This is a genomic window from Streptomyces sp. NPDC127108, assembly GCF_042677545.1.
Taxonomy (GTDB): domain Bacteria; phylum Actinomycetota; class Actinomycetes; order Streptomycetales; family Streptomycetaceae; genus Streptomyces.
This window is the reverse complement of record NZ_JBHXTE010000003.1, coordinates 100,215-121,941: the sequence shown is the minus strand read 5'-3', so window position 1 is coordinate 121,941 and position 21,727 is coordinate 100,215. Positions and strand designations below refer to the sequence as shown.

The 21,727-nt window shown below is 73.0% G+C and carries 18 protein-coding genes; 5 read left to right on the top strand and 13 right to left on the bottom strand.

The window, feature by feature from the left end; genetic code table 11:
* Positions 1–1,487: protein kinase (locus ACFVHO_RS03640; protein WP_385709623.1), on the bottom strand; the 1,487-nt coding region annotated here is incomplete at its 3' end.
* Between the two features lie 363 nt (positions 1,488–1,850).
* Here ACFVHO_RS03640 and ACFVHO_RS03635 point away from each other — a divergent pair.
* Positions 1,851–3,473: a protein kinase gene (locus ACFVHO_RS03635; protein ID WP_385709620.1), complete on the top strand. Its 1,623-nt coding sequence runs from the start codon at positions 1,851–1,853 to the stop codon at positions 3,471–3,473.
* 73 nt (positions 3,474–3,546) lie between these two features.
* Here ACFVHO_RS03635 and ACFVHO_RS03630 read toward each other — a convergent pair whose 3' ends face one another.
* A complete protein-coding gene (locus ACFVHO_RS03630; RefSeq protein ID WP_385709617.1) occupies positions 3,547–4,230 on the bottom strand; it encodes a TetR/AcrR family transcriptional regulator C-terminal domain-containing protein in 684 nt (227 codons plus the stop codon).
* 176 nt (positions 4,231–4,406) lie between these two features.
* Here ACFVHO_RS03630 and ACFVHO_RS03625 point away from each other — a divergent pair, with 176 nt between their 5' ends.
* Positions 4,407–4,940, top strand: a complete 534-nt coding sequence (locus ACFVHO_RS03625; RefSeq protein ID WP_385709615.1) for a hypothetical protein — start codon at positions 4,407–4,409, stop codon at positions 4,938–4,940.
* A gap of 156 nt (positions 4,941–5,096) precedes the next feature.
* Entirely contained in the window at positions 5,097–5,558 is a 462-nt protein-coding gene (locus ACFVHO_RS03620) for a carboxymuconolactone decarboxylase family protein (RefSeq protein ID WP_385709613.1), read from the top strand.
* Between the two features lie 103 nt (positions 5,559–5,661).
* Here the strand turns inward: ACFVHO_RS03620 and ACFVHO_RS03615 are convergent, their stop codons facing one another.
* The 9 genes from ACFVHO_RS03615 to pdhA all read right to left on the bottom strand — a co-directional run bounded on the left by ACFVHO_RS03615 (position 5,662) and on the right by pdhA (position 16,917).
* On the bottom strand, positions 5,662–6,201 hold the full coding sequence (locus tag ACFVHO_RS03615; RefSeq protein WP_380842918.1) for a bacterial proteasome activator family protein: 540 nt from the start codon (positions 6,199–6,201) through the stop codon (positions 5,662–5,664).
* Between the two features lie 190 nt (positions 6,202–6,391).
* Positions 6,392–6,874: a hypothetical protein gene (locus tag ACFVHO_RS03610; RefSeq protein ID WP_385709610.1), complete on the bottom strand. Its 483-nt coding sequence runs from the start codon at positions 6,872–6,874 to the stop codon at positions 6,392–6,394.
* A gap of 475 nt (positions 6,875–7,349) precedes the next feature.
* A complete protein-coding gene (locus ACFVHO_RS03605; protein ID WP_385709608.1) occupies positions 7,350–8,345 on the bottom strand; it encodes an NAD(P)H-quinone oxidoreductase in 996 nt (331 codons plus the stop codon).
* A gap of 65 nt (positions 8,346–8,410) precedes the next feature.
* Positions 8,411–9,526 (bottom strand): potassium channel family protein, encoded by a 1,116-nt coding sequence (locus ACFVHO_RS03600; protein ID WP_385709607.1) that lies wholly within the window; start codon positions 9,524–9,526, stop codon positions 8,411–8,413.
* Positions 9,523–10,995 carry a molybdopterin molybdotransferase MoeA gene (locus tag ACFVHO_RS03595; RefSeq protein WP_385710079.1) on the bottom strand — a complete coding sequence of 491 codons (1,473 nt, stop codon included), beginning with the start codon at positions 10,993–10,995 and terminating at the stop codon, positions 9,523–9,525. Before ACFVHO_RS03595 ends, ACFVHO_RS03600 begins: the two co-directional genes overlap by 4 nt.
* 647 nt (positions 10,996–11,642) lie before the next feature.
* A complete protein-coding gene (locus tag ACFVHO_RS03590) occupies positions 11,643–13,019 on the bottom strand; it encodes an NTP transferase domain-containing protein (protein WP_385709605.1) in 1,377 nt (458 codons plus the stop codon).
* Positions 13,020–13,193: 174 nt separating this feature from the next.
* The gene (locus ACFVHO_RS03585) at positions 13,194–14,774 is read right to left on the bottom strand and encodes a dihydrolipoamide acetyltransferase family protein (RefSeq protein ID WP_385709603.1); all 1,581 of its coding nucleotides are present in this window, start codon (positions 14,772–14,774) and stop codon (positions 13,194–13,196) included.
* Entirely contained in the window at positions 14,774–15,778 is a 1,005-nt protein-coding gene (locus ACFVHO_RS03580) for an alpha-ketoacid dehydrogenase subunit beta (RefSeq protein WP_385709600.1), read from the bottom strand. Before ACFVHO_RS03580 ends, ACFVHO_RS03585 begins: the two co-directional genes overlap by 1 nt.
* On the bottom strand, positions 15,775–16,917 hold the full coding sequence (gene pdhA, locus ACFVHO_RS03575) for a pyruvate dehydrogenase (acetyl-transferring) E1 component subunit alpha (protein WP_385709597.1): 1,143 nt from the start codon (positions 16,915–16,917) through the stop codon (positions 15,775–15,777). The genes ACFVHO_RS03580 and pdhA overlap by 4 nt, the downstream gene beginning before the upstream one ends.
* A gap of 191 nt (positions 16,918–17,108) precedes the next feature.
* Between pdhA and ACFVHO_RS03570 the strand changes: the two genes are divergently transcribed.
* The gene (locus tag ACFVHO_RS03570) at positions 17,109–17,609 is read left to right on the top strand and encodes an Lrp/AsnC family transcriptional regulator (protein WP_380842935.1); all 501 of its coding nucleotides are present in this window, start codon (positions 17,109–17,111) and stop codon (positions 17,607–17,609) included.
* Between the two features lie 63 nt (positions 17,610–17,672).
* On the opposite strand, the gene ACFVHO_RS03565 is transcribed toward ACFVHO_RS03570, so the two are convergent.
* Positions 17,673–18,266: a TetR/AcrR family transcriptional regulator gene (locus ACFVHO_RS03565; protein ID WP_385709593.1), complete on the bottom strand. Its 594-nt coding sequence runs from the start codon at positions 18,264–18,266 to the stop codon at positions 17,673–17,675.
* Positions 18,263–19,777 carry a 3-hydroxyacyl-CoA dehydrogenase gene (locus tag ACFVHO_RS03560; RefSeq protein ID WP_385709591.1) on the bottom strand — a complete coding sequence of 505 codons (1,515 nt, stop codon included), beginning with the start codon at positions 19,775–19,777 and terminating at the stop codon, positions 18,263–18,265. Before ACFVHO_RS03560 ends, ACFVHO_RS03565 begins: the two co-directional genes overlap by 4 nt.
* 216 nt (positions 19,778–19,993) lie before the next feature.
* On the opposite strand from ACFVHO_RS03560, the gene paaN reads away from it, so the two are divergent.
* Positions 19,994–21,724 (top strand): phenylacetic acid degradation protein PaaN, encoded by a 1,731-nt coding sequence (paaN, locus tag ACFVHO_RS03555; RefSeq protein ID WP_385709588.1) that lies wholly within the window; start codon positions 19,994–19,996, stop codon positions 21,722–21,724.
* Positions 21,725–21,727: the final 3 nt, after the last annotated feature.

Genomic DNA, 21,727 nt, shown 5'->3' with positions numbered 1-21,727 from the left:
TCCGTCGGGTCCGTGGGCGGGTCCGTCGGGTCGGTCGGCGGGTCCGTCGGGTCCGTCGGCGGATCGGTCGGCTTCGTGGGCTGCTGAGTGTCCTGCGTGGGCGGCCGGGTCCAGTCCCCGGTCTGCCCCCCACTGCCGTCCCCGCCGGGCTGAGTCGCCTCGTCGGGCGTCTCCTCGTCCTTGCTCTTGCTCGGCGACTTCTCCTGCGACTGCTTGGTCGAGGGAGTCGTCGGAGTCTTGTCCTTCTTGCCGCCCTTGTCGTCCGCGGCGGACAGCGCGAAGGCGACGCCCGCGACGATCGCGATGACGGCGAGCACGGCGAGGATCCACACCTTGCCGCGCCCACGGCCCCTGCCGCCGTCACGGTGACCGCCGTCGAAGCCGCCGTCGTCGCCGCCCGGCGGGCGCAGCATCGGCCCGGGGATCTGCTGGGTGCCGGAGTCACCGGGGTGCGGCATGGCGGCCGTACCGGCGACGCCCATCGCGGGGGTGTGACCGCCCTCGTGCATCCCGGCCATCTCGACGGGCCCGGTGTTCCAGGTCCCGGTGTGGCTGCCCTGCTCGGCGAGCATCTGCAGGCCGTACTGGACGAGACCGCGCATCTCCTCGGCGGTCTGGAACCGGTCGTCCGGGTCCTTGGCGAGGGAGCGCATGACGAGCCCGTCGAGCTCCGGCGGCGCCGCGTCGGAGACCTCCGAGGGCGGCACGGGAGCGTCCTGGACGTGCTGGTAGACCACGGACAGCGGCGTCTCACCGGTGAACGGCGGCCGCAGCGCGAGCAGTTCGTAGAGCAGGCAGCCGGTCGCGTACAGGTCGCTGCGGTGGTCGACGGCCTTGCCGAGCGCCTGCTCGGGCGAGAGGTACTGGGGCGTGCCCATGACCATGCCGGTCTGCGTCATCGTCGACTGCGCCCCGTGCAGGGCGCGCGCGATGCCGAAGTCCATCACCTTCACGGAACCGGTGTGGGTGATGCTGACGTTCGCGGGCTTGATGTCGCGGTGCACGATGCCGTGCTGGTGGGAGTACGCGAGCGCCTCGAGGACACCGGAGACGATGATCAGGGCCTGCTCGGGGCCCGGCGCCTCCGCGTTGATCAGCAGATCGCGGATGGTGCGGCCCTCGACCAGCTCCATCACGATGTACGGCACGGAGTTGCCGTTGATGTTGTCCTCGCCGGAGTCGTAGACCCCGACGACCGCGTGGTGGTTCAGGCCGGCCACCGACTGGGCCTCGCGCGTGAAGCGGGCCTTGGACACCGGGTCCTCGGCGAGGTCCGAGCGGAGCAGCTTGACCGCGACCGTACGACCGAGACGGACGTCCTCGGCGGCGAACACCTCGGCCATGCCACCGCGGCCGAGCCTGCGGGTGAGCCGGTACCGGCCGTCCCCGACAAGCCCGCCATTGCCCCACATCTCGGGTACATCCGACATTCCGCCGCCAGACGCCTCGGGGTCGGACGGGCCCTGAGCGCGCTGCGTCTGTGCCATCAGTCCTCGCCGTCGTTTCTGATCGTGGTCCGTCGTGTGAGGAGCGTGTACCGGATACGTGATAGAGCGGTACGGGGTACTCCGCCGTGCCACGCTACAGCCTTCGCGGGGCCCGCCGGTCCGGGCTGGACCGGCCATCAAACCCGCCGGGCGCCCCGAGGGGCAAACTTGTAACGCTTCCGAGACTCTTCTTGCGCGTACGGTCACGGAACGGGCACCGAGCTTGACGTGTCGGGGCCCTCGGGCAGACTTGGCCAGGAATAGCGGATCGATCACGGTCGTAAAGACGTCGTCGATCGCACCCATAGCCACAGTCACAGCAGCGGCGCCGTCTCGCGCCCGCGCCGATGGGGGACGCACGACATGAGCCAGGACGGCGCTCAGGGCCGGTACGCGGGCAGTTCACTGGCCGGTGGCCGCTATCAGCTGCGCGATCTGCTCGGCGAGGGCGGCATGGCCTCGGTCCACCTCGCGTACGACACGGTGCTCGACCGGCAGGTCGCGATCAAGACACTCCACACGGAGCTGGGGCGCGAACAGTCCTTCCGGGAGCGCTTCCGCCGCGAGGCGCAGTCCGTGGCCAAGCTCACGCACACCAACATCGTGTCGGTCTTCGACACCGGCGAGGACGATCTTGGCGGCGCGACGATGCCGTACATCGTCATGGAGTACGTCGAGGGCAAGCCGCTCGGCTCGGTCCTGGACGCGGCCGTCCGCCAGCACGGCGCGATGCCCAGCGACCAGGCCCTGAAGATCACCGCCGATGTGCTCGCGGCCCTGGAGATCAGCCACGAGATGGGCCTGGTCCACCGCGACATCAAGCCCGGCAACGTGATGATGACCAAGCGCAACGTCGTCAAGGTCATGGACTTCGGCATCGCCCGCGCCATGCAGTCCGGCGTCACGTCGATGACCCAGACCGGCATGGTCGTCGGCACCCCGCAGTACCTCTCCCCGGAGCAGGCCCTCGGCCGCGGCGTCGACGCCCGCTCCGACCTCTACTCCGTCGGCATCATGCTCTTCCAGCTGGTGACCGGACGCCTCCCGTTCGAGGCGGACTCCCCGCTGGCCATCGCGTACGCACACGTCCAGGAGGAGCCGGTCGCTCCCTCCTCGATCAACCGTTCCCTTCCGCCCGCGATCGACGCGATCGTCGCCCGTGCGCTGAAGAAGAACCCGAACGAGCGCTTCCCGACCGCCGAGGCGATGCGCGACGAGTGCCTGCGCGTCGCCCAGTCCTTCCAGGTCGCGGCCCCCAGCATCGTGCCGGGCGCCCAGACCGCGAGCGGCGCGGGCGTCGGCTCCGCGGTGTTCCCGCCGGTCGACACGGCCGCCCCGGCCGCGGGCGGCGTCCAGACGCCGTACCAGCCGGGCCCCTACGGCCCCGCGACCCCCGCCCCGACCCCCACCCCGGGCTACGGCTACCCCCAGCAGGGCTACCAGACCCCGGCCCCCACCAACGCCTACGCCCCCCAGGCCGCCCAGACCCCGCCCCCCTACAACCTCTCCCCGCAGCCCGCGACCACCACCCCGTCGCCCAGCGGCGGCTCCGGCGGCGGCAAGCGCAACATGCCGGTGATCATCGGCGCGATCGTCGTCGCCCTGCTCGCCATCGGCGGCGTCATCGCGGCGGTCAGCATGAACGGCGGGGGCGACGACGGCGGCGACGGCAAGGAGACCAAGAAGCCGGTGGCGGGCCACCGCGGCCCGGACCGCACCAAGACGGTCGAGAAGACCGTGTGCACGGAGCCGGAGACTGCGTACAACGACCCGGACAAGATCAAGATGCCGGAGTTCGCCTTCAAGGACTGGCGTTCGGTGCTGAGCTGCCTGCAGGCGGCCGGCTGGCACTACGACAAGAACGAGGTCGACGAGAACACGTACGGCGAGGACACGGTCATGCGGACCGTGCCCAAGGCGGGCGAGGACATCGACCCGAAGAACGTGGACATCCAGTTCGACATCTCGACGGGCAATCCGGCCTGACGACGGCTTCTGCCTGGGATACGCACGGGGCCCGGTACGCGCATCGCGTACCGGGCCCCTCGTGTCAGGCGTCTCAGGAGGCCCGGCGGGCGGTGAGTTGGTGCTCGTAGCCGTCGAGGAGGGTGTGCAGGCCGTGGGTGAAGGTGTCATCGGGGGCCGCGCCGAATTCGGCTGAGGGGGATTCCAGGCGGCTGCGCAGGCGGGGGTAGGCCTCGGCCACCTCGCGGGCCTTCGCCATGAAGTCCGCGAGGCGCTGGTCCGGGTCGCCGTCGTCGCGGCTCAGACGGCGGGTGAGGGAGGCGGTGGCGGCGGTGCCGAGGACGTTGCCGAGGACGAAGGTGAAGACTCCGGCCGCGGCCCGGTCCGCCTCCGGCGGCGTGAAGCCCGCGCCCTCGTAGACGGCCAGGCAGTGGTCGTCGTACCGGGCCTTCGCGGGGCCGTAGAACAAGTACGAGCCGAAGGCCTGCACCAGCCACGGGTGGCGGACGCACATCTCGCGGAGCCCGACGGCCATCGACATGATCGCCGAGCGCCAGCCGACGGCCTCCGGGTCGGCCAGTTCGATCTCGTCCCACACCTCGTCGCCGACGAGCTGGACGAGATCGTCCTTGTTCTTGACGTGCCAGTACACCGCGGTCGCCGCCGAGTCGAGGCGCTTGCCGAGGCTGCGCATGTTCAGGCCTTCCAGGCCCTCGTCGTCGAGCAGCTCGACGGCCGTCCTGATGATCTGGTCCTTGGTCAGCGTGTTGCGCGGCATGGACCGACCTTAGGCCCCGCACTCCTTCTCGCACAAAGTTCAGGAGCAGCCCTCTTGAACTATGTGCAAGAATCTCTTGCACATAGTTCAAGTCGTGCCCTACGGTCTTCTTGTACTTAGTTCAAGTCCTCGCCGCGGGGCCTGTCCCCCACCCACACGTCCCGCAAGGAGACCCCATGCCTGCCATGAACACCGTCGCCGCCGTCTGCCAGCTGCTCGTCGCCGCCGCCTTCCTCAGCATCCCGCTGGTGCGCCACCGCTTCGGCGCCGCCGCGAAGGCCGCCGCCGACCGCGAGCTGGACCGCCAGGGCGTGCCCGCCGGGGTCCTGGAGGCCAACGGGCTGCGCTTCGACGCGGGCGGCCACGAGACCCTCGCCCCGCTCGCGGTCGCCGCGGTGATGGCCACCCTGGCCGGGCTGGGCCTCGCGGACCACTCCTGGTCCCACCCGCTGACCTGGGTCTTCCAGTCCCTCGTCATCGTCATGAACGCCCTGATCCTGCACAGCAACCTGACCGCGACCCGCTCCGTCGAGACCGCCTTCCGGCGCAAGGGCGACCCGGTGCTCGCCCGCATCGACGTGGCCGCGTTCCTGAAGGCCGCCGAGGGCGCGTTCCCCGGCTGGGTGACGGTCCTGCAGAACGTCCGGCACGTGGTCGTGTTCGCGGGCTCGGCGCTCGCGCTGGTCGCGATCGCGGTGGCCGGGAGCTGACGCGAAGCGCCCGCGAGAACTTTTTCCCCGCACCGGTCACATTCGCCCCGCGCCCTCCGTCAGTGAAGTGAAAGCAAGGCGGCGAGGTACCGGCCGGGCCCAGCCACCGTCACGAAACGCCCGCTCAGCACGCATCTGAACGCAAAGGACACGATCATGCAGGCACGTATGAAGAACCCGGCTTTCGTCCTCCCCGACGGCATCAAGGGCATCGGCACCCTCTTCAAGGCCATCAGCGAAGGCGGCCTCCCCCAGGAGCTCCAGGAGATCGTGGGCCTGCGGGCCAGCCAGATCAACGGCTGCGGCGCCTGCGTCCACGGTCACAACGAGAACCTCGTCAAGGCCGGGACCAGCACGGAGCGGATCGCCGCCGTGGCCGCCTGGCGCGACGCCCCCTTCTTCACCGACGCCGAGCGCGCCGCCCTCGCCCTGACCGAGAGCGTCACCCGTCTCGCCGACCGCTCCACCGAGTCGGTGCCGGACGCGCTGTGGGACGAGGTCGCCGACCACTTCGACGAGCGGGAGCTGTCCGCCCTGATCCTCGTCATCGGCGTGACGAACCTGTTCAACCGCATCAACACGACGATCAAGGAGCCTGCCGGTACGACGTGGGGCTGAGCCCGCGCGGCACGCATGAGCAGCGGCACGCATGCACAAGGGGCCCGGCACACGTTCTGTGTGCCGGGCCCCTTCGCGCCACGAGGTCTTGAGGTCTGGAGGTCTAGAGGTAGGGGCCCCCGCTGCGGCCCGCGATGCCGCCGTCCTCGCCGTCCTCGCCGCCGCCCACACCCGGCGGCAGCGCCCGGCGCATCTGCTCCAACTGGGCCCGCGCGGCCATCTGCTGGGCGAACAGCGTCGTCTGGATCCCGTGGAAGAGGCCTTCGAGCCAGCCCACCAACTGGGCCTGCGCGATCCGCAGTTCCGCGTCGCTCGGCGTCGTCTCGTCCGTGAACGGCAGCGAGAGCCGCTCCAACTCCTCGACGAGCTCGGGCGCCAGGCCGTCCTCCAGCTCCTTCACCGAGCTGGCGTGGATCTCCTTGAGCCGCACTCGGCTCGCCTCGTCCAGAGGCGCCGCGCGCACCTCTTCCAGAAGCTGCTTGATCATGCTGCCGATGCGCATGACCTTCGCGGGCTGCTCGACCATGTCCGTCACCGGGACCTCGCGGGACTCGTCGTCTCCGCCACCGAGAGCCATTCCGTCCTGGCCCACGACCAGGACCTGGGGGTTCTCCGGCGACCGTTCGTTCCTCGGCATCTCCATGCCGCCATTCTCTCGCACCTGTTCTCCACATATCCGTGGTGCCCCCATCGGACGGTGATCCACCGTGTACGGGGGCGTACGTCTTGTCCACCGGTGCTCGGCGGGGCTCACGCGGGGCGGGACTGCGCCGGTCGGGTGAGGGGTGGCCGCCGGGCCGCGCCCGGGTGGATCCGCCCTCGGTACGCCTGGCTCAGCCACGGCGCAGGCGCAGTCCGAGGAAGCCGAGTCCCAGGCCGATCAGGACCATCCCGCCGCCGAGCGGCAGCACGCGCAGGCCGGGGAACGCCGGCCCTTCGGCCGCCCGCTCCCGGGGTGCGTCGGCCGTGCCGGGCTCGACGGCGGGCACCCGGGAACGCTCGGGCCGGCGGACCTCGCGGGGCGGGGGCGGCAGCGGCCGCCAGACGACGGGGTCGGGCACGGCCACGGGGTCCGCCCGCCCGGGCCGCAGCCGCCCTTCACCGGCCCGACTCCCGGCGAGGGAGCCGGTGCCGTAGTAGGGGGCGGAGGCGGTGGGGGATGGGGTGGTGGGGGTGGGGGGCGCGGGGGCCGTGAGGGCGGCGGGAACGGTCGGTGCCGCGTACGCCGTCGGCGTACCGAATCCGGCGGGGAGCAGCAGCGCGAGCAGCACCGGTGGTCCCGCCGCGCGCAGCGCGCCCCGCAGCCGTGAAGTCACCGCGCTGGCCCCCTCCCGGTGCTGGGTCTTCGCCGAGATCGCAGAACGCCCGGTCCCGCGCCGCGGGCGGGATCAATGGGCGTACGGCCAGCGTCACATGAGGGGCGGCATCCGGCATCTCGGGTGGGCCCGCCCTGTGGGGAGGGGGGCTCCGGCCCTCGGGGGCTGGGCACTGGGGCCGGGACGGGGGGGCGGGCCGGGGCCGGGAGCGGGTGGCCCGGGGCGAAGGTAGGTGGCCCGAAACGAAGGCGGGCGGCCCGAAGCGGAGGCGGCCCCGCACCGGGCGGGACGCCGCCAGCCCTCAGGCCGCCGGCCGGGGCGCCCCCCCCAAGCCCTCGGCCAGGACACACCAACCCTCAAACCGTCCCCCGGGACGCCCCCAACCCGTCGGCCAGGACACCACCAACCACCTCAAACCGTCGGCCGGGGAGGCGCCAGCCTCCTGAAGCCGTCGGCCGAGGAGGCACCAGCCCCCTCAGACCGCCCCCGCCCCCTCCCGGGTGAGAAGCACCTTGCCGATGTGCCCACTCTCCTCAAGCACCCGATGCGCCGCCGCGGCGTCCCGCATCGGGAGGGTGCGGTCCACGACCGGGCGGACCTGGCCCGCGCCGATGAGGGGCCAGACGTGCTCACGTACGGCTGCGACGATCGCCGTCTTCTCGGCGACGGGGCGGCCGCGCAGCGAGGTCGCGGTGATGGCGCCGCGCTTGCCGAGCAGTGCGGCGATGTTCAGCTCGGCCTTCACGCCGCCCTGCATGCCGATGATGGCGAGGCGGCCGTTGACGGCGAGGGCGCGCACGTTCCGGTCCAGGTACTTGGCGCCCATGATGTCCAGGATCACGTCCGCCCCGGCACCGTCCGTGGCGGCCCGGACCTCCTCGACGAAGTCCTGCTCGCGGTAGTCGATGAGCACGTCGGCGCCCAGCTCACCGCAGTACGCCAGCTTCTCCTTGCCGCCCGCCGTCACCGCCACCTTGGCGCCGACGGCCTTCGCGAGCTGGATCGCCATGGTGCCGATGCCGCTCGCGCCGCCGTGCGCGAGGAGCGTCTCGCCGGGGCGCAGGTGGGCCACCATGAAGACGTTCGACCAGACCGTCGAGGTGACCTCCGGCAGCGCGGCCGCCGTGACGAGGTCGACGCCGTCCGGCACGGGCAGGACCTGCCCGGCGGGCACGGCGACCCGCTCCGCGTACCCGCCGCCCGCGAGCAGCGCGCACACCTCGTCGCCGACCGACCAGCCCGCGACGCCGGGCCCGAGCGCGGCGATCCGGCCCGAGCACTCAAGGCCGGGGTACGGGGACGAGCCGGGCGGCGGATCGTAGAACCCCTGCCGTTGCAGCAGGTCGGCGCGGTTCACGGCACTGGCGGCCACCTCGATGAGGACTTCGCCCTCGCCGGGTACGGGATCGGGGACCTCGGCCCACTGAAGCGCCTCGGGTCCGCCGGGTTCGGGGATCGTGATCGCATACATGCGGGCGAGGCTACTCCGGGGCGGGCCGACGCTCAGCCCGTGCTCAGCCCGTGCTCAGCCCGTGCTCAGGCCTGCCGGGGCGAGCGCCATGCCTCCGTCGCGGCCGCGGGCGGCGTGGCCGTCGCGCTGGGCGACGCCCGCACGATGGTGATCAGACGGTCCGTCAACTGCAGCTCGCCGATCGCCGGATCGTCGTAACCAAGGACACGATGACCGCGTACGACACTCACGACCAGGTCGTCCGTCTCCCGCACGCCCCGCCCCACCTCGGCCTTTATCACCGGCCGTTCGACGAGGTCGAGCCCGCTGCCCTGCTGGATCAGGTCCTCCATGACAAGCCCCGCGCTGGGGCTGAGCACCGAGAGGCCGAGCAGTCGGCCCGCCGCGCTGGCGCTGGTGATGACGGCGTCGGCGCCGGACTGGCGCAGCAGCGGCGCGTTCTCCTCCTCCCGCACCGCCGTCACGATCTTCGCCCCGCGGTTGAGCTGCCGCGCGGTGAGCGTGACGAGGACCGCCGTGTCGTCGCGCTGGGTGGCGATGATGACCTGCCGGGCCCGTTGCAGTTCGGCGCGGAGCAGGACGTCGCTGCGGGTCGCGTCGCCGACGACCCCGGCGAATCCCTCCGCCGTGGCCGCGTCGACGACCTTCGAGCTCGGGTCGACGATCACGATCTGTTCGGGCTTCAGCCCGGTCGCCTGCAGCGTCTGCACCGCCGACCGGCCTTTGGTGCCGAAACCGACGACGACGGTGTGGTCACGCAAGTTGGACCTCCAGCGGGACAGCCGCCATTCCTCGCGGGTGCGTTCGGTGAGGACTTCCAGGGTCGTGCCGACCAGGATGATCAGGAAGAGCACGCGCAGCGGCGTGATCAGCACGATATTGGTGAGCCGCGCGCTGTCGCTGTGCGGCACGATGTCGCCGTATCCGGTGGTGGAGAGCGTCACGGTGGCGTAGTACGAGGCATCGAGCAGGTCGACCTCGTTGTTCGCGTTGTCGTGGTAGCCCTCACGATCGATCCACACGATCAGAATCGTCAGCGCCAGCACGCACAGCGCCATCAGCAGCCGCTTGCCGACCTGGACCAGCGGACGCTCGACCACACGCTTGGGCAGTTTGACCCGATGCGTCACCAGATGTTCGTCGGCTTGGCGCGCGATGGCGTCATGGCCGGGAAGTTTCACGTGAAACACACCTCGTCGTCGGGGCCACCAGTGCCCAACTCGCCGGGCAGGCAGCCCGGTTCGGTCCAGGGCAGATCAAGGATCTCCAACTCCTGTCCCCGGCGCGCGCCGCCCGGCGGAACCACCGCGAGCCCGTCGGCGACGGCGATGCCCCGCAGCATCGCGGGGCCGTTGTAGCGCAGCGGCACCGCGTACTCCCCGCGCAGCGTGACCGGGACGAGCCGGGTGTCGTGCGGATGACCGTGCACGTCCTCCCGCAGGGGCGCGGCGTACGGCTCCGGGGCGGGACGGCTCGCGAGCCCGCGCAGCAGGGGTTCGGCCAGGGTGAGGAGGCCGGAGACGGCGGCGAGGGGGTTGCCGGGGAGTCCCACGAGGTGGCGTACGCCCGCTCCGTGAGCTCGGCCCGCGCCATCGGCTCCCCGCGCCCCGTCCGCTCCGGGGAGGCGGGCGAGCAGCATGGGGTGCCCGGGGCGGACGGCGACCCCGTCGACGAGCAGTTCGGCGCCGAGGCGGCGCAGCGTGGGGTGGACGTGGTCGACGGGCCCGGACGCGGTGCCTCCGGTCGTCACGAGGACATCGGCCGTGGAGGTGGCGAGGGCTTCGTACAGCGCCTCCGCGTCGTCCCCGAGCCGCCGCACCGCGGTCACCTCCGCACCGAGCGAGCGCAGCCACGGCGGCAGCATCGGCCCGAGCGCGTCCCGGATGAGGCCGTCCTGGGGAAGCCCCTTGGTCAGCAACTCGTCCCCCAGGACGAGGACTTCGGCCCGGGGACGGGCGGCGACGTACAGCGCGTCGTATCCGGCGGCGGCGGCGAGGCCGAGCACGGCCGGCGTCACCAGCGTGCCGGACGGCAGCAGCCGCTCACCCGCACGGCACTCCTGGCCGCGCGGCCGGATGTCCTGCCCCGGTACGACCTCCCGCTGCGCGTGCAGCCGTCCCTTGCCGTCGACGTACCCGTGCTCGCTGCGGATCACGGCGGTCGTGTCACGCGGGATCCGGGCCCCGGTCGCGATCCGCACGGCCTCGCCGTCCCCCAACGGCTCCGGACTGCCCTGCCCCGCGAGGATCCCCTCGGCCAGCACTCCCCAGGGCCCCGGCCCCGCCACGGCCCACCCGTCCATCGCGGAGGTGTCGAAGGAGGGGAGGTCGGTGAGGGCGGTGAGGGGGGTGGAGAGGGTGCGGCCGAGGGTCAGGGGGAGGGGGAGGGGCGCGGGGAGCGGGGTTGCGGCAGGGCTGGTGAGGGGGGTGGCGCCTGGTGGGGTACCTGCGGGAGTGGTGGTCGGGGTGGGGTCGGCCGACGGGCCGGTGGGTGGGGGTGCCGGGGTGGCCGAGCTGGCCGAGCTGGCCGAGCTGGCCGAGCTGGCCGAGCTGGCCGAGCTGGCCGAGCTGGCCGAGCTGGCCGCCGAGGTTCCGGCGCGGCGTGCGGTGGCACGGGCTTCCGGCCAGGAGGTGGCGCGGGTGCGGGGCACGGGGGCGGCGGAGGCTTGCTGGGAAGGGGTGTTGGCGGAGGTGAATGCCTGCGTGGTGGGGGTGGTGGGGCGGGGCTCGGGCGTGGGGGCCTGGTTGCCCGGGGTGGGCTGGGCGCCCGGGGCTGCGGGTCGGTCGCCGGGGGCTGTGGGTTGGTCTCCCGAGCCGGTGCGGCGGTCGCCGGGGGCGCTGGCGCGGGCGCGGGGAGTGTTGGCGCGGGCTCCGGGCTGATGGGGAGGAGGGCCGGAGACGTCGGGCCAAGCCCCGGTGGTGGTGGGTCGGCCGGCGGGGGCGGGGGGCCAGCCGCCGGGCGGGGTGAGCGGGTCGGCGGGGGTGAGCGGGTCGGCCGGGGTGACCGAGTCGGCCGGGGTGTCGGACCTGTCGTCGGGCGGGTCGGCTTGTGCGCCGGGGCCGCTGCGCCGGGTTCCCGGTGTACGGGAGTCGGGGGCGGGTACGTCGGCGGGTTCGGTGCCGTCCGGGGCATCCGGGTGGGCCGCATGGCCTTGGTGGCCCGCGTGGCCCGCGTGATCCTGGTGTCCCACGTGATCCTGGTGGGTCGGCCTCGCGGCGCCCGCCCCGGTCCTGGCCCGGTCCTCATTCACCAGGGCGAGGGCCTCGTCGAACTCGGCGTCGGCCGCGTGCTGCCCGCTCATCGGGGGTCCGGCTCCGTGCCGGAGGGCGCGCCCGGAACCGCGGGGGGCGGCTGTGCGCCGGAAGGGTCCTGCTCACCGGAGGGGGCCTGCTTGCCACCGGAGGGGCCCTGCTTGCCGGAGGACGTCGGCGCCCCGGAAGCGGGCTGTGTGCCGGAGGCCGTCGACGCACCCGCGCCGCCCGCGCCATCCGCCCCGGACGCCGTCGTGCCGCCGGGCTCGTCCGGCTGGTCCTCGTCCGCCCACCGGACGGCGAGCGCGGCCGCCTTGCGCGCGGCCTCCGCCACGGCCTCCGGGCCGCCCCCGCCCGCTGTGGCCAGCGCGGCCGCGTAACCGACGAGGAACGTGGTCAGGGGCGCCGCGGGCCGCGCCACGCCGTGCGCCGCGTCGCGGGCGAGGTCGAGCAGGATGCCGGTGTCGACGTCGAGTTCGATGCCCAGTTCGTCCTTGACTGCGGAAATCCATTCATCCAACACGTGCCCATGCTCCCTGATCCGCGCGCGGGCGGTGGCGATGTCGTCCCAGGTGTCGCAGTCGAACGCGGCGAGCGGGTCGGTGATCCGGACCAGAGTGAGGCCCGCGGTGAGCCGCCGCAGGGGCAGCCCGGTGAGCCCGCCCCGGTTCGCGGCCCCGCCCGGCGAGGGCGCGCCACGGCTCACCTGGGGGGCCGTGGCCTCCATGACCGCTGAAGCGTCCGTGGCCTCCGTGGCCTCCGTGGCCTCCGTGGCCTCCGTGGCCTCCGTGGCCTCCGTGGCCTCCGTGGCCTCCGTGGCCTCCGTGGCCTCCGTGGCGCCAACAACGTTGGTGGGCCCTACGGCACGGGTGGTCTCCGTCGCCCCAGCAGCACCTGCCACACCAGCCACACCAGCAAGTCCCGCAGAACCAGCGGGCTCCCTCGACCCCCTCAGCCCCGCCAGCCCCGCCAGCCCCCTCCGCAACGCCCCACTCCGGTAGGCCGCGACGAGTGGCTGGTCCCGGCCCTCGGGGTCGGTGAGCAGCACGCCGTCCGCGCCGTCGGCCGCGGCGAGGGCGGCGACGAGTCGGCGTACCGTCTCCTGCCGCAGGAACGGCAGGTCGGCGGAGAGCACCACGACCAGCTCGGCGCTCGTGCGGCGCAGCCCCGCGTCCAGGGCGGCGAGCGGACCGCCGCCCTCGGGCTCCTCGCGGGTCCACACCACGGGCCGTCCGGTGGGCCGCGGCGCCGCGACGACGACGGTGGTCCCGGCCCCGGCGCAGGCCGCGAGCACCCGGTCGAGCAGCGCCCTGCCGCCGACCCGGACGCCGGGCTTGTCCGCGCCGCCGAGCCGCGCGGCCCGCCCACCGGCGAGCACGACGGCGTCGAACGCGGCGGTGTCCGGAGCTGTGCGCGAGGTCATCCCCCGAGTATGGGCGCACCCCCGGTCAATGCCACCCCCGCGGCCGCGCCCCGGCCCTCACCGCACTTCCGGTGTGCTCCGGCCCTCACCGCACTCCCGATGCGCGCCGAACCGCACCGCACTCCCGATGCGCGTCGGCCCTCACGGCACTCCCGATGCACGCCGGAGCGTGCGTCACACCGACCGCAGCAGCACCGCGGGCTGCTCCACGCAGTCCGCGACGAACCGCAGGAATCCGCCCGCCGTGCCGCCGTCGCACACCCGGTGGTCGAAGGTGAGCGAGAGCTGGACGACCTGACGGACCGCCAGCTCGCCCTGGTGCACCCACGGCTTGGGCACGATCCGGCCGACGCCGAGCATCGCCGCCTCGGGGTGGTTGATGATCGGCGTGGATCCGTCGACCCCGAACACCCCGTAGTTGTTCAACGTGAACGTGGACCCCGTGAGTTCCCCCGGCGTCAGCGTCCCGGTCCGGGCCGCGTCCGAGAGGCGGGCCAATTCCGCGCTCAGGGACTCCGTGTCGCGTGCGTGCGCGCCCTTCACCACGGGCACGACGAGCCCGCGGTCGGTCTGCGCGGCGAAGCCGAGGTGCACCTCGTCGAGCCGCACGATCTCACGGGCTTCCATGTCGACCGTGGAGTTGAGCTCCGGGTGGCGGGCGAGGGCGGCGGTGCAGACGCGGGCGAGGAGCGCGAGCAGGGAGACCTTCGGGCCGCCCGCCGCGTTCATCGCCCGGCGCGCGGCCATCAGTTCCGTCGCGTCGGCGTCGACCCAGCACGTGGCGTCGGGTATCTCACGACGGCTGCGCGCCAGCTTGTCGGCGACGGCGCCGCGAACGCCACGCAGGGGAATCCGCGTACCGCCCCCGGAGGCCGCGGCCGGCCGCGTGCCGCCGACCGCCCCGCGCTCACCGACCGCCGTGCGCGCACCCGCGCCTTCGACGACACCCGTGCCGGGGCTCCCGAAGGTGGCGCCGATGCCCGACACCGTGGCCCGTGCCGCCGCGGACGCCGACGCCGGGCCCGCGACCGGCGCGACCGCCGCCGCCGATGCCCGCATGGCGTACTCCACGTCGGCCCGCAGGATCAGCCCGTCCGGCCCGGATCCCACCAGCTCCCGCAGGTCCACGCCGTTCTCCCGGGCGAGCTTGCGGACGAGCGGGGAGATCACGGGGACCGGGCCGTCCTCGCGCGCGGCCACCGCTCCCGCCGTGACGGCCGCTGGTGGGCCCTCCGCGCGGGAGGCGGCACCGACGCCCGAGCGCCCGGAGCCCGCGCCGGACGCCGTGTCCGCGCCGCTCGCCCCGGACGGCCCGCCGGCCGTCGGCACACCCCCGGGCGCGGGCCGCACCCGGCGCCGTCGCGCGGGCGCCGCCGCCGTGCCGTACCCGACGAGGACGTTCCCCGACGCCTCGTCCCCGCCCGCACCGCCCGACTCGGGAGTGCCGGCGGCGGACGAACCCGCTCGCGTACCGGAGTCGGCCGCGCCGCTGTCCAGGTCCGCGACCGACGCCCCCACGGCGACCGTCAACAGGGGTGCGCCCACGGGCAGTTCCGTGCCCTCCTCGCCGAAGCGGGCCGTCACCACGCCGCCGTACGGACAGGGGACCTCGACCATCGCCTTGGCGGTCTCCACCTCCACGACCGGCTGGTCCACCTCGACGACGTCGCCGACCCGCACCAGCCAGCGGGTGATCTCCGCCTCCGTGAGGCCCTCGCCGAGGTCGGGCAGCTTGAATTCGAGGACCTGCGCCATCAGCTCTCCGCCTCCCACTGCAGCCGTGCCACCGCGTCCAGGATCCGGTCGACACCCGGCAGATGATGCCGCTCCAGCATCGGCGGCGGATAGGGGATGTCGAAACCGGCGACCCGCAGCACCGGCGCCTCCAGGTGGTGGAAGCACCGCTCCATGACGCGCGCGGCGATCTCCCCGCCGGGGCCGCCGAAGCCGCCCGACTCGTGCACGACGACGGCACGCCCGGTGCGCCGCACGGACGCCGTCACCGTCTCGTCGTCGAACGGCACCAGCGAGCGCAGGTCGACGACTTCGAGGTCCCAGCCCTCGGCCAGCGCCGCCTCGGCGGCCTCCAGGCAGACGGGCACGGACGGGCCGTACGTGATCAGCGTGGCGCTGCGGCCCGCGCGCCGCACCGCGGCCTTCCCGATGGGTTCAACGCTCGCGGGCGCGTCCGGGTTCCAGTCCGCCTTGGACCAGTAGAGCCGCTTCGGCTCCAGGAAGACGACCGGGTCGTCGGAGGCGATGGACGCGCGCAGGAGGCCGTAGGCGTCGGCGACGGTGGCGGGCGTGACGACGTGCAGGCCGGGCGTCGCCATGTAGTACGCCTCGGAGGAGTCGCTGTGGTGCTCGACGCCGCCGATCCCGCCGCCGTAGGGCACCCGGATGGTGATCGGGAGCGGCATGCCGCCCCGGGTGCGGTTGCGCATCCGCGCCACATGCGAGATCAACTGCTCGAAGGCGGGGTACGCGAACGCGTCGAACTGCATCTCGACGACGGGCCGCAGCCCGTACATCGCCATGCCGACCGCCGTCCCGAGGATGCCCGCCTCCGCGAGCGGGGTGTCCGTGCAGCGGTCGTCGCCGAACTCCTTCGCGAGCCCGTCGGTGACCCGGAAGACCCCACCGAGCGTGCCGACGTCCTCGCCGAGGACGTGCACGGAAGGGTCGTCGGCCATCGCGTCGCGCAGCGCGCGCCCGAGGGCCTGCCCCATGGTGGCCGGTTTCACGGCGACAGTGGTCATCGTCCCGCTCCGTCCGCCTCGTTCTCGGCCTCCAGCTCGGCCCGCAACAGGGCCGCCTGCTCCCGCAGTTGGCTGGTCTGCTCGGCGTACACGTGCGTGAACAGGTCCATGGGGTCGAGCGCCGGGTCCTGGTTCATCCGGGCCCTGAGGTCCGCCGCCATCGCTTCGGCGTCCTCGCGGACCGCGCGCCTGCGGTCCTCGTCGAGCAGTCCGCGCTCGGTGAGTTCGCGCTCCAGGAGGAGGATCGGGTCGTGGTCCTGCCAGGCCTCGACGTCCGCGTCCTGGCGGTAGCGGGTGGCGTCGTCGGCGTTGGTGTGCGCTTCCATCCGGTACGTGACCGCCTCGATGAGCGTGGGGCCGCCGCCCTCGCGGGCGTGGCGCACCGCTTCGGAGAGGACCTCGTGCACCGCGAGCGCGTCGTTGCCGTCGACCAGGCGGCCCGGCATGCCGTACCCGACGGCCTTGTGTGCCAGCGACGGCGCGGCCGTCTGCTTGGCGAGCGGCACGGAGATCGCGAAGCCGTTGTTCTGGACGAGGAAGACCACGGGCGCCTGCCAGACCGCGGCGAAGTTGAGCGCCTCGTGGAAGTCGCCCTCGCTGGTGCCGCCGTCGCCGACCATGGCGAGCGCGACCACGTCGTCGCCCTTCAGGCGCGCGGCGTGGGCGAGGCCGACGGCGTGCGGGAGCTGGGTGGCCAGGGGGGTGCACAGGGGCGCTATGCGGTGCTCCCGCGGGTCGTAGCCGGTGTGCCAGTCGCCGCGCAGCAGCGTGAGGGCCGCCACGGGGTCGAGGCCACGGGCGACCGCCGCGAGGGTGTCGCGATAGCTGGGAAACAGCCAATCCTGCTCGCGCAGGGCGAGCGCGGCGGCGATCTCGCACGCCTCCTGGCCGGTGCTCGACGGATAGACGGCGAGCCTGCCCTGCTTGGTCAGGGCTGTCGCCTGCGTGTTGTACCTCCGGCCGCGCACGAGCTCGTCATGGAGACGGAGAAGCAGCTCCCGGTCCGCCTTGCGCGCGGCGTCGGTCCCGAGCACGCGATACGGCTCCGCGTCCGGCAGCAGCGGCGCGGGGTCGGTCCTGAGCTGCCATGCGGGGGGCGGGGCGGGCCGGTAGGCGCCCCGCTGCTCCATGACCGTCATGACGGCACCTCCTGGTGGGAAGCGATCTCCTCGTGGGAGCGGCAACAGAGGCGCGACGATGTGATGCGCCTCACCTACCGATTGTTCGGTCGTCGGCACATTTTGGCTACAGGCACCTCCAGGCTGTGGACAAACGGTTCTCCACAGCCTGAGATGAACGCAGTACGTCCATGGTAGGGAGGCGGGGGGACATGGCACCTGAACGAATGGCCGACGGGAACGCGGCGGGGCGTCCAGAACCCCAGCCCCGCCCCCTGGACGCCATCGACCGAGACATCCTGCAGATCCTGCACACGGACGGTCGCGCCTCGATACGCTCCGTGGCCGAGCGGGTGCACGTCTCGCGGGCGAACGCCTACGCGCGCATCAACCGCCTCATCGAGGACGGCGTCATCCGCGGCTTCGGCGCCCGCATCAACCACGAGCGGGCCGGCCAGGGCGCCTCCGCCTACATCACCCTGAAGATCGTCCAGAACACCTGGCGCACGGTGCGCGAGCAGCTGCGCACCCTGCCGGGCGCGTCACACATCGCACTGGTCAGCGGGGACTTCGACGTACTGCTCCTGGTGCACACGCCGGACAACCGGGCGCTGCGCGAACTGGTCCTCACCCGCCTGCAGGCCATGCCGGAGGTCCTCAGCACGCGCACGCTGCTGGTCTTCGAAGAGGACGACCTGGAGGCGGAGGGCTGACGCCGGGCGCCCGCGCGGCCGCGGCTCCCGGGCACCCTCGACGCCCTGTCCGTCGTCGGCCGGTCAGCCGTCGGTGCGCAGCCCCGCGAAGGCCATCTGCACGACGGCGTCGGCGACTTCCTGGCCGCTCGCGGCGTTGTGGGCGTCCGGCCGGTACCACTCCACGATCGAGTTGATCATTCCGAAGAGCAGCCGGGTGGCGAGTCGCAGCTCGACGTCCGAGCGCAGGTCGCCGTCCGCGACGGCCTCCTTGAGCAACCCGGCGACCTCGTGGTCGAACTCCCTGCGCCGCTCCAGGGCCCATCGCTCGGTGTCCGTGTTGCCGCGCACGCGCAGCAGCAGCGTCACATAGGGCAGCTCGGCGACCAGCACCTCGACAGTGCGGCGCGTGACGTGCTCCAGGCGTCGCACCGCGCTGCCCTCGCGCGCGTGCTCCTCGGCGAGGATCCCGAAGAGCCCGTCGAGTGCCCGGCTCACCGCGCGGCGCAGCAGCTCCTCCTTGCCCGCCACGTGGTGGTAGATCGACGACTTGGAGATGCCGGCCGCCTTGGAGAGGTGCTCCATGGACGTGCCGTCGTAGCCGCGCTCGTTGAAGACCCGCACGGCCACCTCGAGGAGGGTCTCCGGGGTATACGTGTCGCGCCGGGCCGCGGTCATGAGTGCTCCTCCCGCGCGGCCGCCTGGCGCAACGCCTGTGAGGGGGCGTAGCGCCCCGTGGGGTACTCGCCGTGCATGCTGTCGAGGAAGTCCGCCACCCAGTACGTGCCGAGTGCGGCTCCCCAGGAGAGCGGTCCGCGCGGGTAGTTCACGCCGAGGCGCATGGCGGTGTCGATGTCGTCGGCGTCAGCCACCCCGCGCGCCACGGCGTCGTGCGCGAAGTCCACGAGCAGGGCGACCGTACGGGCCACGATCAGCCCCGGGGCCGCGCCCACGACGCTGACCTCCTTGCCGAGTGCCTGGAAGAGGCCCACGGCCTCGCCGAGGGCCTGTTCGCTCACACGGGCCGCCGGGGCGAGGGCGATCCTGGTGGCCGAGGCGTAGTCGAGCGCCAGGTCGAACTGGATGGTGGGCTCCGCGGCGGCGTCGGGGGACGAGCCGTCGGCAAGGAGGAGGCGGGCGCCGCCGGGCAGTTCGATCCAGCCGGGGAAGTCCGGGTACATGGCGTCCCCGGCCTCGACACGGACCCCCGCGGCCTCGATGAGCGGGACGAGCGCGGCGGCCTGGAACAGCTCGCCGTGCAGGGCGACGGACTCCGGCGCGGGCGCGGGCGCCGCGGTGTGCGGCTCGGACCGCTCGGCGCCGTCCCCGTACGCGTACCAGCCCTGGCCCGACTTGCGTCCCAGACGCCGTGACTCGACGAGGCGGCGCTGGGCGAGGGACGGGGTGAATTTGGGGTCCTGGAAGAACGACTCCCAGACCGAGCGGGTGACGGCTTCGTTGACGTCCTGGCCAATGAGGTCGGTGAGTTCGAAGGGGCCCATCTTGAAGCCGCCGCACTCGCGAAGGACCGCGTCGATCGTCGCCGGGTCGGCGGCCCGCTCCTCGTGGAGGCGCAGCGCCTCGGCGTAGAAGGGCCTGGCGATGCGGTTGACGATGAATCCGGGGGTGTCGGCGCAGCGCACCGGTGTCTTGCCCCAGGCCTTCGCGGTGTCGTACGCGCGCGTGGCCGCCGCTTCGTCCGTGGCGTGGCCGCTGACGACCTCGACCAGGGGCAGCAGCGGCGCGGGGTTGAAGAAGTGCAGTCCGACGAAGCGGCCGGGGTGCTTCAGTGCGCCCGCGACGGCGGTCACGGACAGGGACGAGGTGTTCGTCGCGAGGAGACAGCTCTCGGCGACGACCTCCTCCAGGTCCTGGAACAGCCGCTGCTTGACGTCCAGTTGCTCCAGGACGGCCTCGACGACGAGCTCGCACCCGGCGAGTTGGGCGAGGTCCTCGACGGCGCTCAGGCGCCCGGTGGCGGCGTCGCGGGCGGCGGCGTCGATGCGGCCCTTCTCCACGAGGCGGTCGAGGCGGGCGGTGATCGCTGCGGCCGCCGTCTTCGCGAAGCCGGGCGCGACGTCGTACAGCCGCACGGGGTGGCCCGCCACCAGCGCGACCTGGGCGATGCCCTGGCCCATGGTGCCGGTGCCGACCACGGCGACGGGGCCGCTGAGATCGAGTGCTGTCATGCTCGCGATCCTCCCGCACGGGGGTGTTGGCCGGGAAACAGGGGTCTTGGCCAGGGCTTCGGGGCGGCCGAGGGGAGGTTTTCCACAGGTTCGGCAGACCCCCTTGTACCGACCGATCGTTCGGTTACTCTAGCCCTGTCCAGCTGTTCCTGCCCACTGCCCCTGCCCAGCTCGCCAGCTCGAAGGAGAGCTGACTCGACGAGGAGTTGGTCCCTCATGGCCGCCGAACTCACCGCGCACCAGCTGATCGCCAAGCACCGGCCCACCCTCGACCAGGCGCTGGAGACGATCCGCACACGCGCGTACTGGTCGCCGCACCCCGAACACCCCAAGGCCTACGGGGAGAACGGAAGCCTGAGCCTGCCCGAGGGCAAGGCGGCCTTCGAGGCTCTCCTGAACAGCCGCTTCGACCTCGACCAGCCGGGCACCGACGACTGGACGGGCGCGGAGACCTCGCCGTTCGGCCCCGAGTTGGGCATCACGTATCCGCATCCGGACGTGGACTCCCTGCTGCCCGCCATGCGGGCCGGGATGCGCGCCTGGCGCGACGCGGGCGCGGAGACCCGCGCGATGGTCTGTCTGGAGATCCTGTCGCGCATCAGCGCCCGTACGCACGAGTTCGCGCACGCGGTCATGCACACCAGCGGCCAGGCCTTCATGATGGCGTTCCAGGCCGGCGGCCCGCACGCCCAGGACCGCGGCCTGGAGGCCGTGGCGTACGCGTTCGCGGAGCAGTCCCGCACCCCGGACTCCGCGGACTGGACCAAGCCCCAGGGCAAGCGCGACCCGCTCGCGCTGACCAAGCGCTTCACTCCGGTCGGGCGCGGCATCGCCCTCCTGATCGGCTGCAACACCTTCCCGACGTGGAACGGCTACCCCGGCCTGTTCGCCTCCCTGGCCACCGGCAACCCCGTCCTGGTCAAGCCGCACCCCCGCGCGGTGCTGCCGCTCGCCCTGACGGTGCGCGTCGCCCGGGAGGTCCTGACCGAGGCGGCCTTCGACCCGAACCTGGTGGCGCTGGCCGCCGAGCGTCCCCAAGCTCTCGGCTCCGCTCGAGCAGGGGAGACCCCAATCGGCGAGGGCATCGCCAAGACCCTCGCGACCCGCCCCGAGATCAAGATCATCGACTACACGGGGTCGACGTCCTTCGGCGACTGGCTGGAGGCCAACGCCCGCCAGGCGCAGGTCTACACGGAGAAGGCGGGCGTCAACACGGTCGTCGTCGAGTCGACCGACAACTACAAGGGCATGCTGTCGAACCTGGCCTTCTCCCTGTCGCTGTACAGCGGCCAGATGTGCACGACCCCGCAGAACCTCCTGATCCCCCGCGAGGGCATCGCGACGGACGCGGGCGCGAAGTCGTACGACGAGGTGGTCTCGGACCTCGCGGGCGCGGTGGACGGCCTCCTCGGCGACGAGGCCCGGGCCAACGGCATCCTCGGCGCCCTGGTCAACCCGGACGTGAAGGCCCGCCTGGACGCGGCCCCCGGAATCGGTGAAGTCGCCCTCGCCTCACGCCAGGTCAGCAACCCGGAGTTCCCCGACGCCGTGGTGCGCACCCCGGTGATCGTCAAGCTCGACGGCGCCAAGCCGGACGCCGAGGCGGCGTATCTCAGCGAGTGCTTCGGCCCGGTCTCCTTCGCCGTCGCGGTCGACTCGGCGGCCGACGCGGTGGAGCTGCTGCGGCGCACGGTGCGCGAGAAGGGCGCGATGACGGTCGGGGCGTACACCACGTCCGCGGAGGTGTCCTCGGCCGTCGAGGAGACCTGCCTGGAGGAGAGCGCCCAACTGTCGCTGAACCTCACGGGCGGGGTCTATGTGAACCAGACGGCGGCGTTCTCGGACTTCCACGGCTCCGGCGGCAACCCGGCGGCGAACGCCGCGCTGTGCGACAGCGCGTTCGTGGCCAACCGCTTCCGCGTGGTGGAGATCCGCAAGGAGGCGTGAGCC

What these genes read in the sequence shown, in the direction of transcription:
- ACFVHO_RS03620 (WP_385709613.1), top strand. Translation starts at nt 5,097, where the DNA reads ATGCAGGCACGTATGAAGAACCCGGCTTTCGTCCTCCCCGACGGCATC.
- ACFVHO_RS03625 (WP_385709615.1), top strand. Translation starts at nt 4,407, where the DNA reads ATGCCTGCCATGAACACCGTCGCCGCCGTCTGCCAGCTGCTCGTCGCC.
- ACFVHO_RS03615 (WP_380842918.1), bottom strand. Translation starts at nt 6,201, where the DNA reads ATGGAGATGCCGAGGAACGAACGGTCGCCGGAGAACCCCCAGGTCCTG.
- ACFVHO_RS03590 (WP_385709605.1), bottom strand. Translation starts at nt 13,019, where the DNA reads ATGACCTCGCGCACAGCTCCGGACACCGCCGCGTTCGACGCCGTCGTG.
- ACFVHO_RS03585 (WP_385709603.1), bottom strand. Translation starts at nt 14,774, where the DNA reads ATGGCGCAGGTCCTCGAATTCAAGCTGCCCGACCTCGGCGAGGGCCTC.
- pdhA (WP_385709597.1), bottom strand. Translation starts at nt 16,917, where the DNA reads ATGACGGTCATGGAGCAGCGGGGCGCCTACCGGCCCGCCCCGCCCCCC.
- ACFVHO_RS03570 (WP_380842935.1), top strand. Translation starts at nt 17,109, where the DNA reads ATGGCACCTGAACGAATGGCCGACGGGAACGCGGCGGGGCGTCCAGAA.
- ACFVHO_RS03560 (WP_385709591.1), bottom strand. Translation starts at nt 19,777, where the DNA reads ATGACAGCACTCGATCTCAGCGGCCCCGTCGCCGTGGTCGGCACCGGC.
- ACFVHO_RS03630 (WP_385709617.1), bottom strand. Translation starts at nt 4,230, where the DNA reads ATGCCGCGCAACACGCTGACCAAGGACCAGATCATCAGGACGGCCGTC.
- ACFVHO_RS03580 (WP_385709600.1), bottom strand. Translation starts at nt 15,778, where the DNA reads ATGACCACTGTCGCCGTGAAACCGGCCACCATGGGGCAGGCCCTCGGG.
- ACFVHO_RS03635 (WP_385709620.1), top strand. Translation starts at nt 1,851, where the DNA reads ATGAGCCAGGACGGCGCTCAGGGCCGGTACGCGGGCAGTTCACTGGCC.
- paaN (WP_385709588.1), top strand. Translation starts at nt 19,994, where the DNA reads ATGGCCGCCGAACTCACCGCGCACCAGCTGATCGCCAAGCACCGGCCC.
- ACFVHO_RS03605 (WP_385709608.1), bottom strand. Translation starts at nt 8,345, where the DNA reads ATGTATGCGATCACGATCCCCGAACCCGGCGGACCCGAGGCGCTTCAG.
- ACFVHO_RS03565 (WP_385709593.1), bottom strand. Translation starts at nt 18,266, where the DNA reads ATGACCGCGGCCCGGCGCGACACGTATACCCCGGAGACCCTCCTCGAG.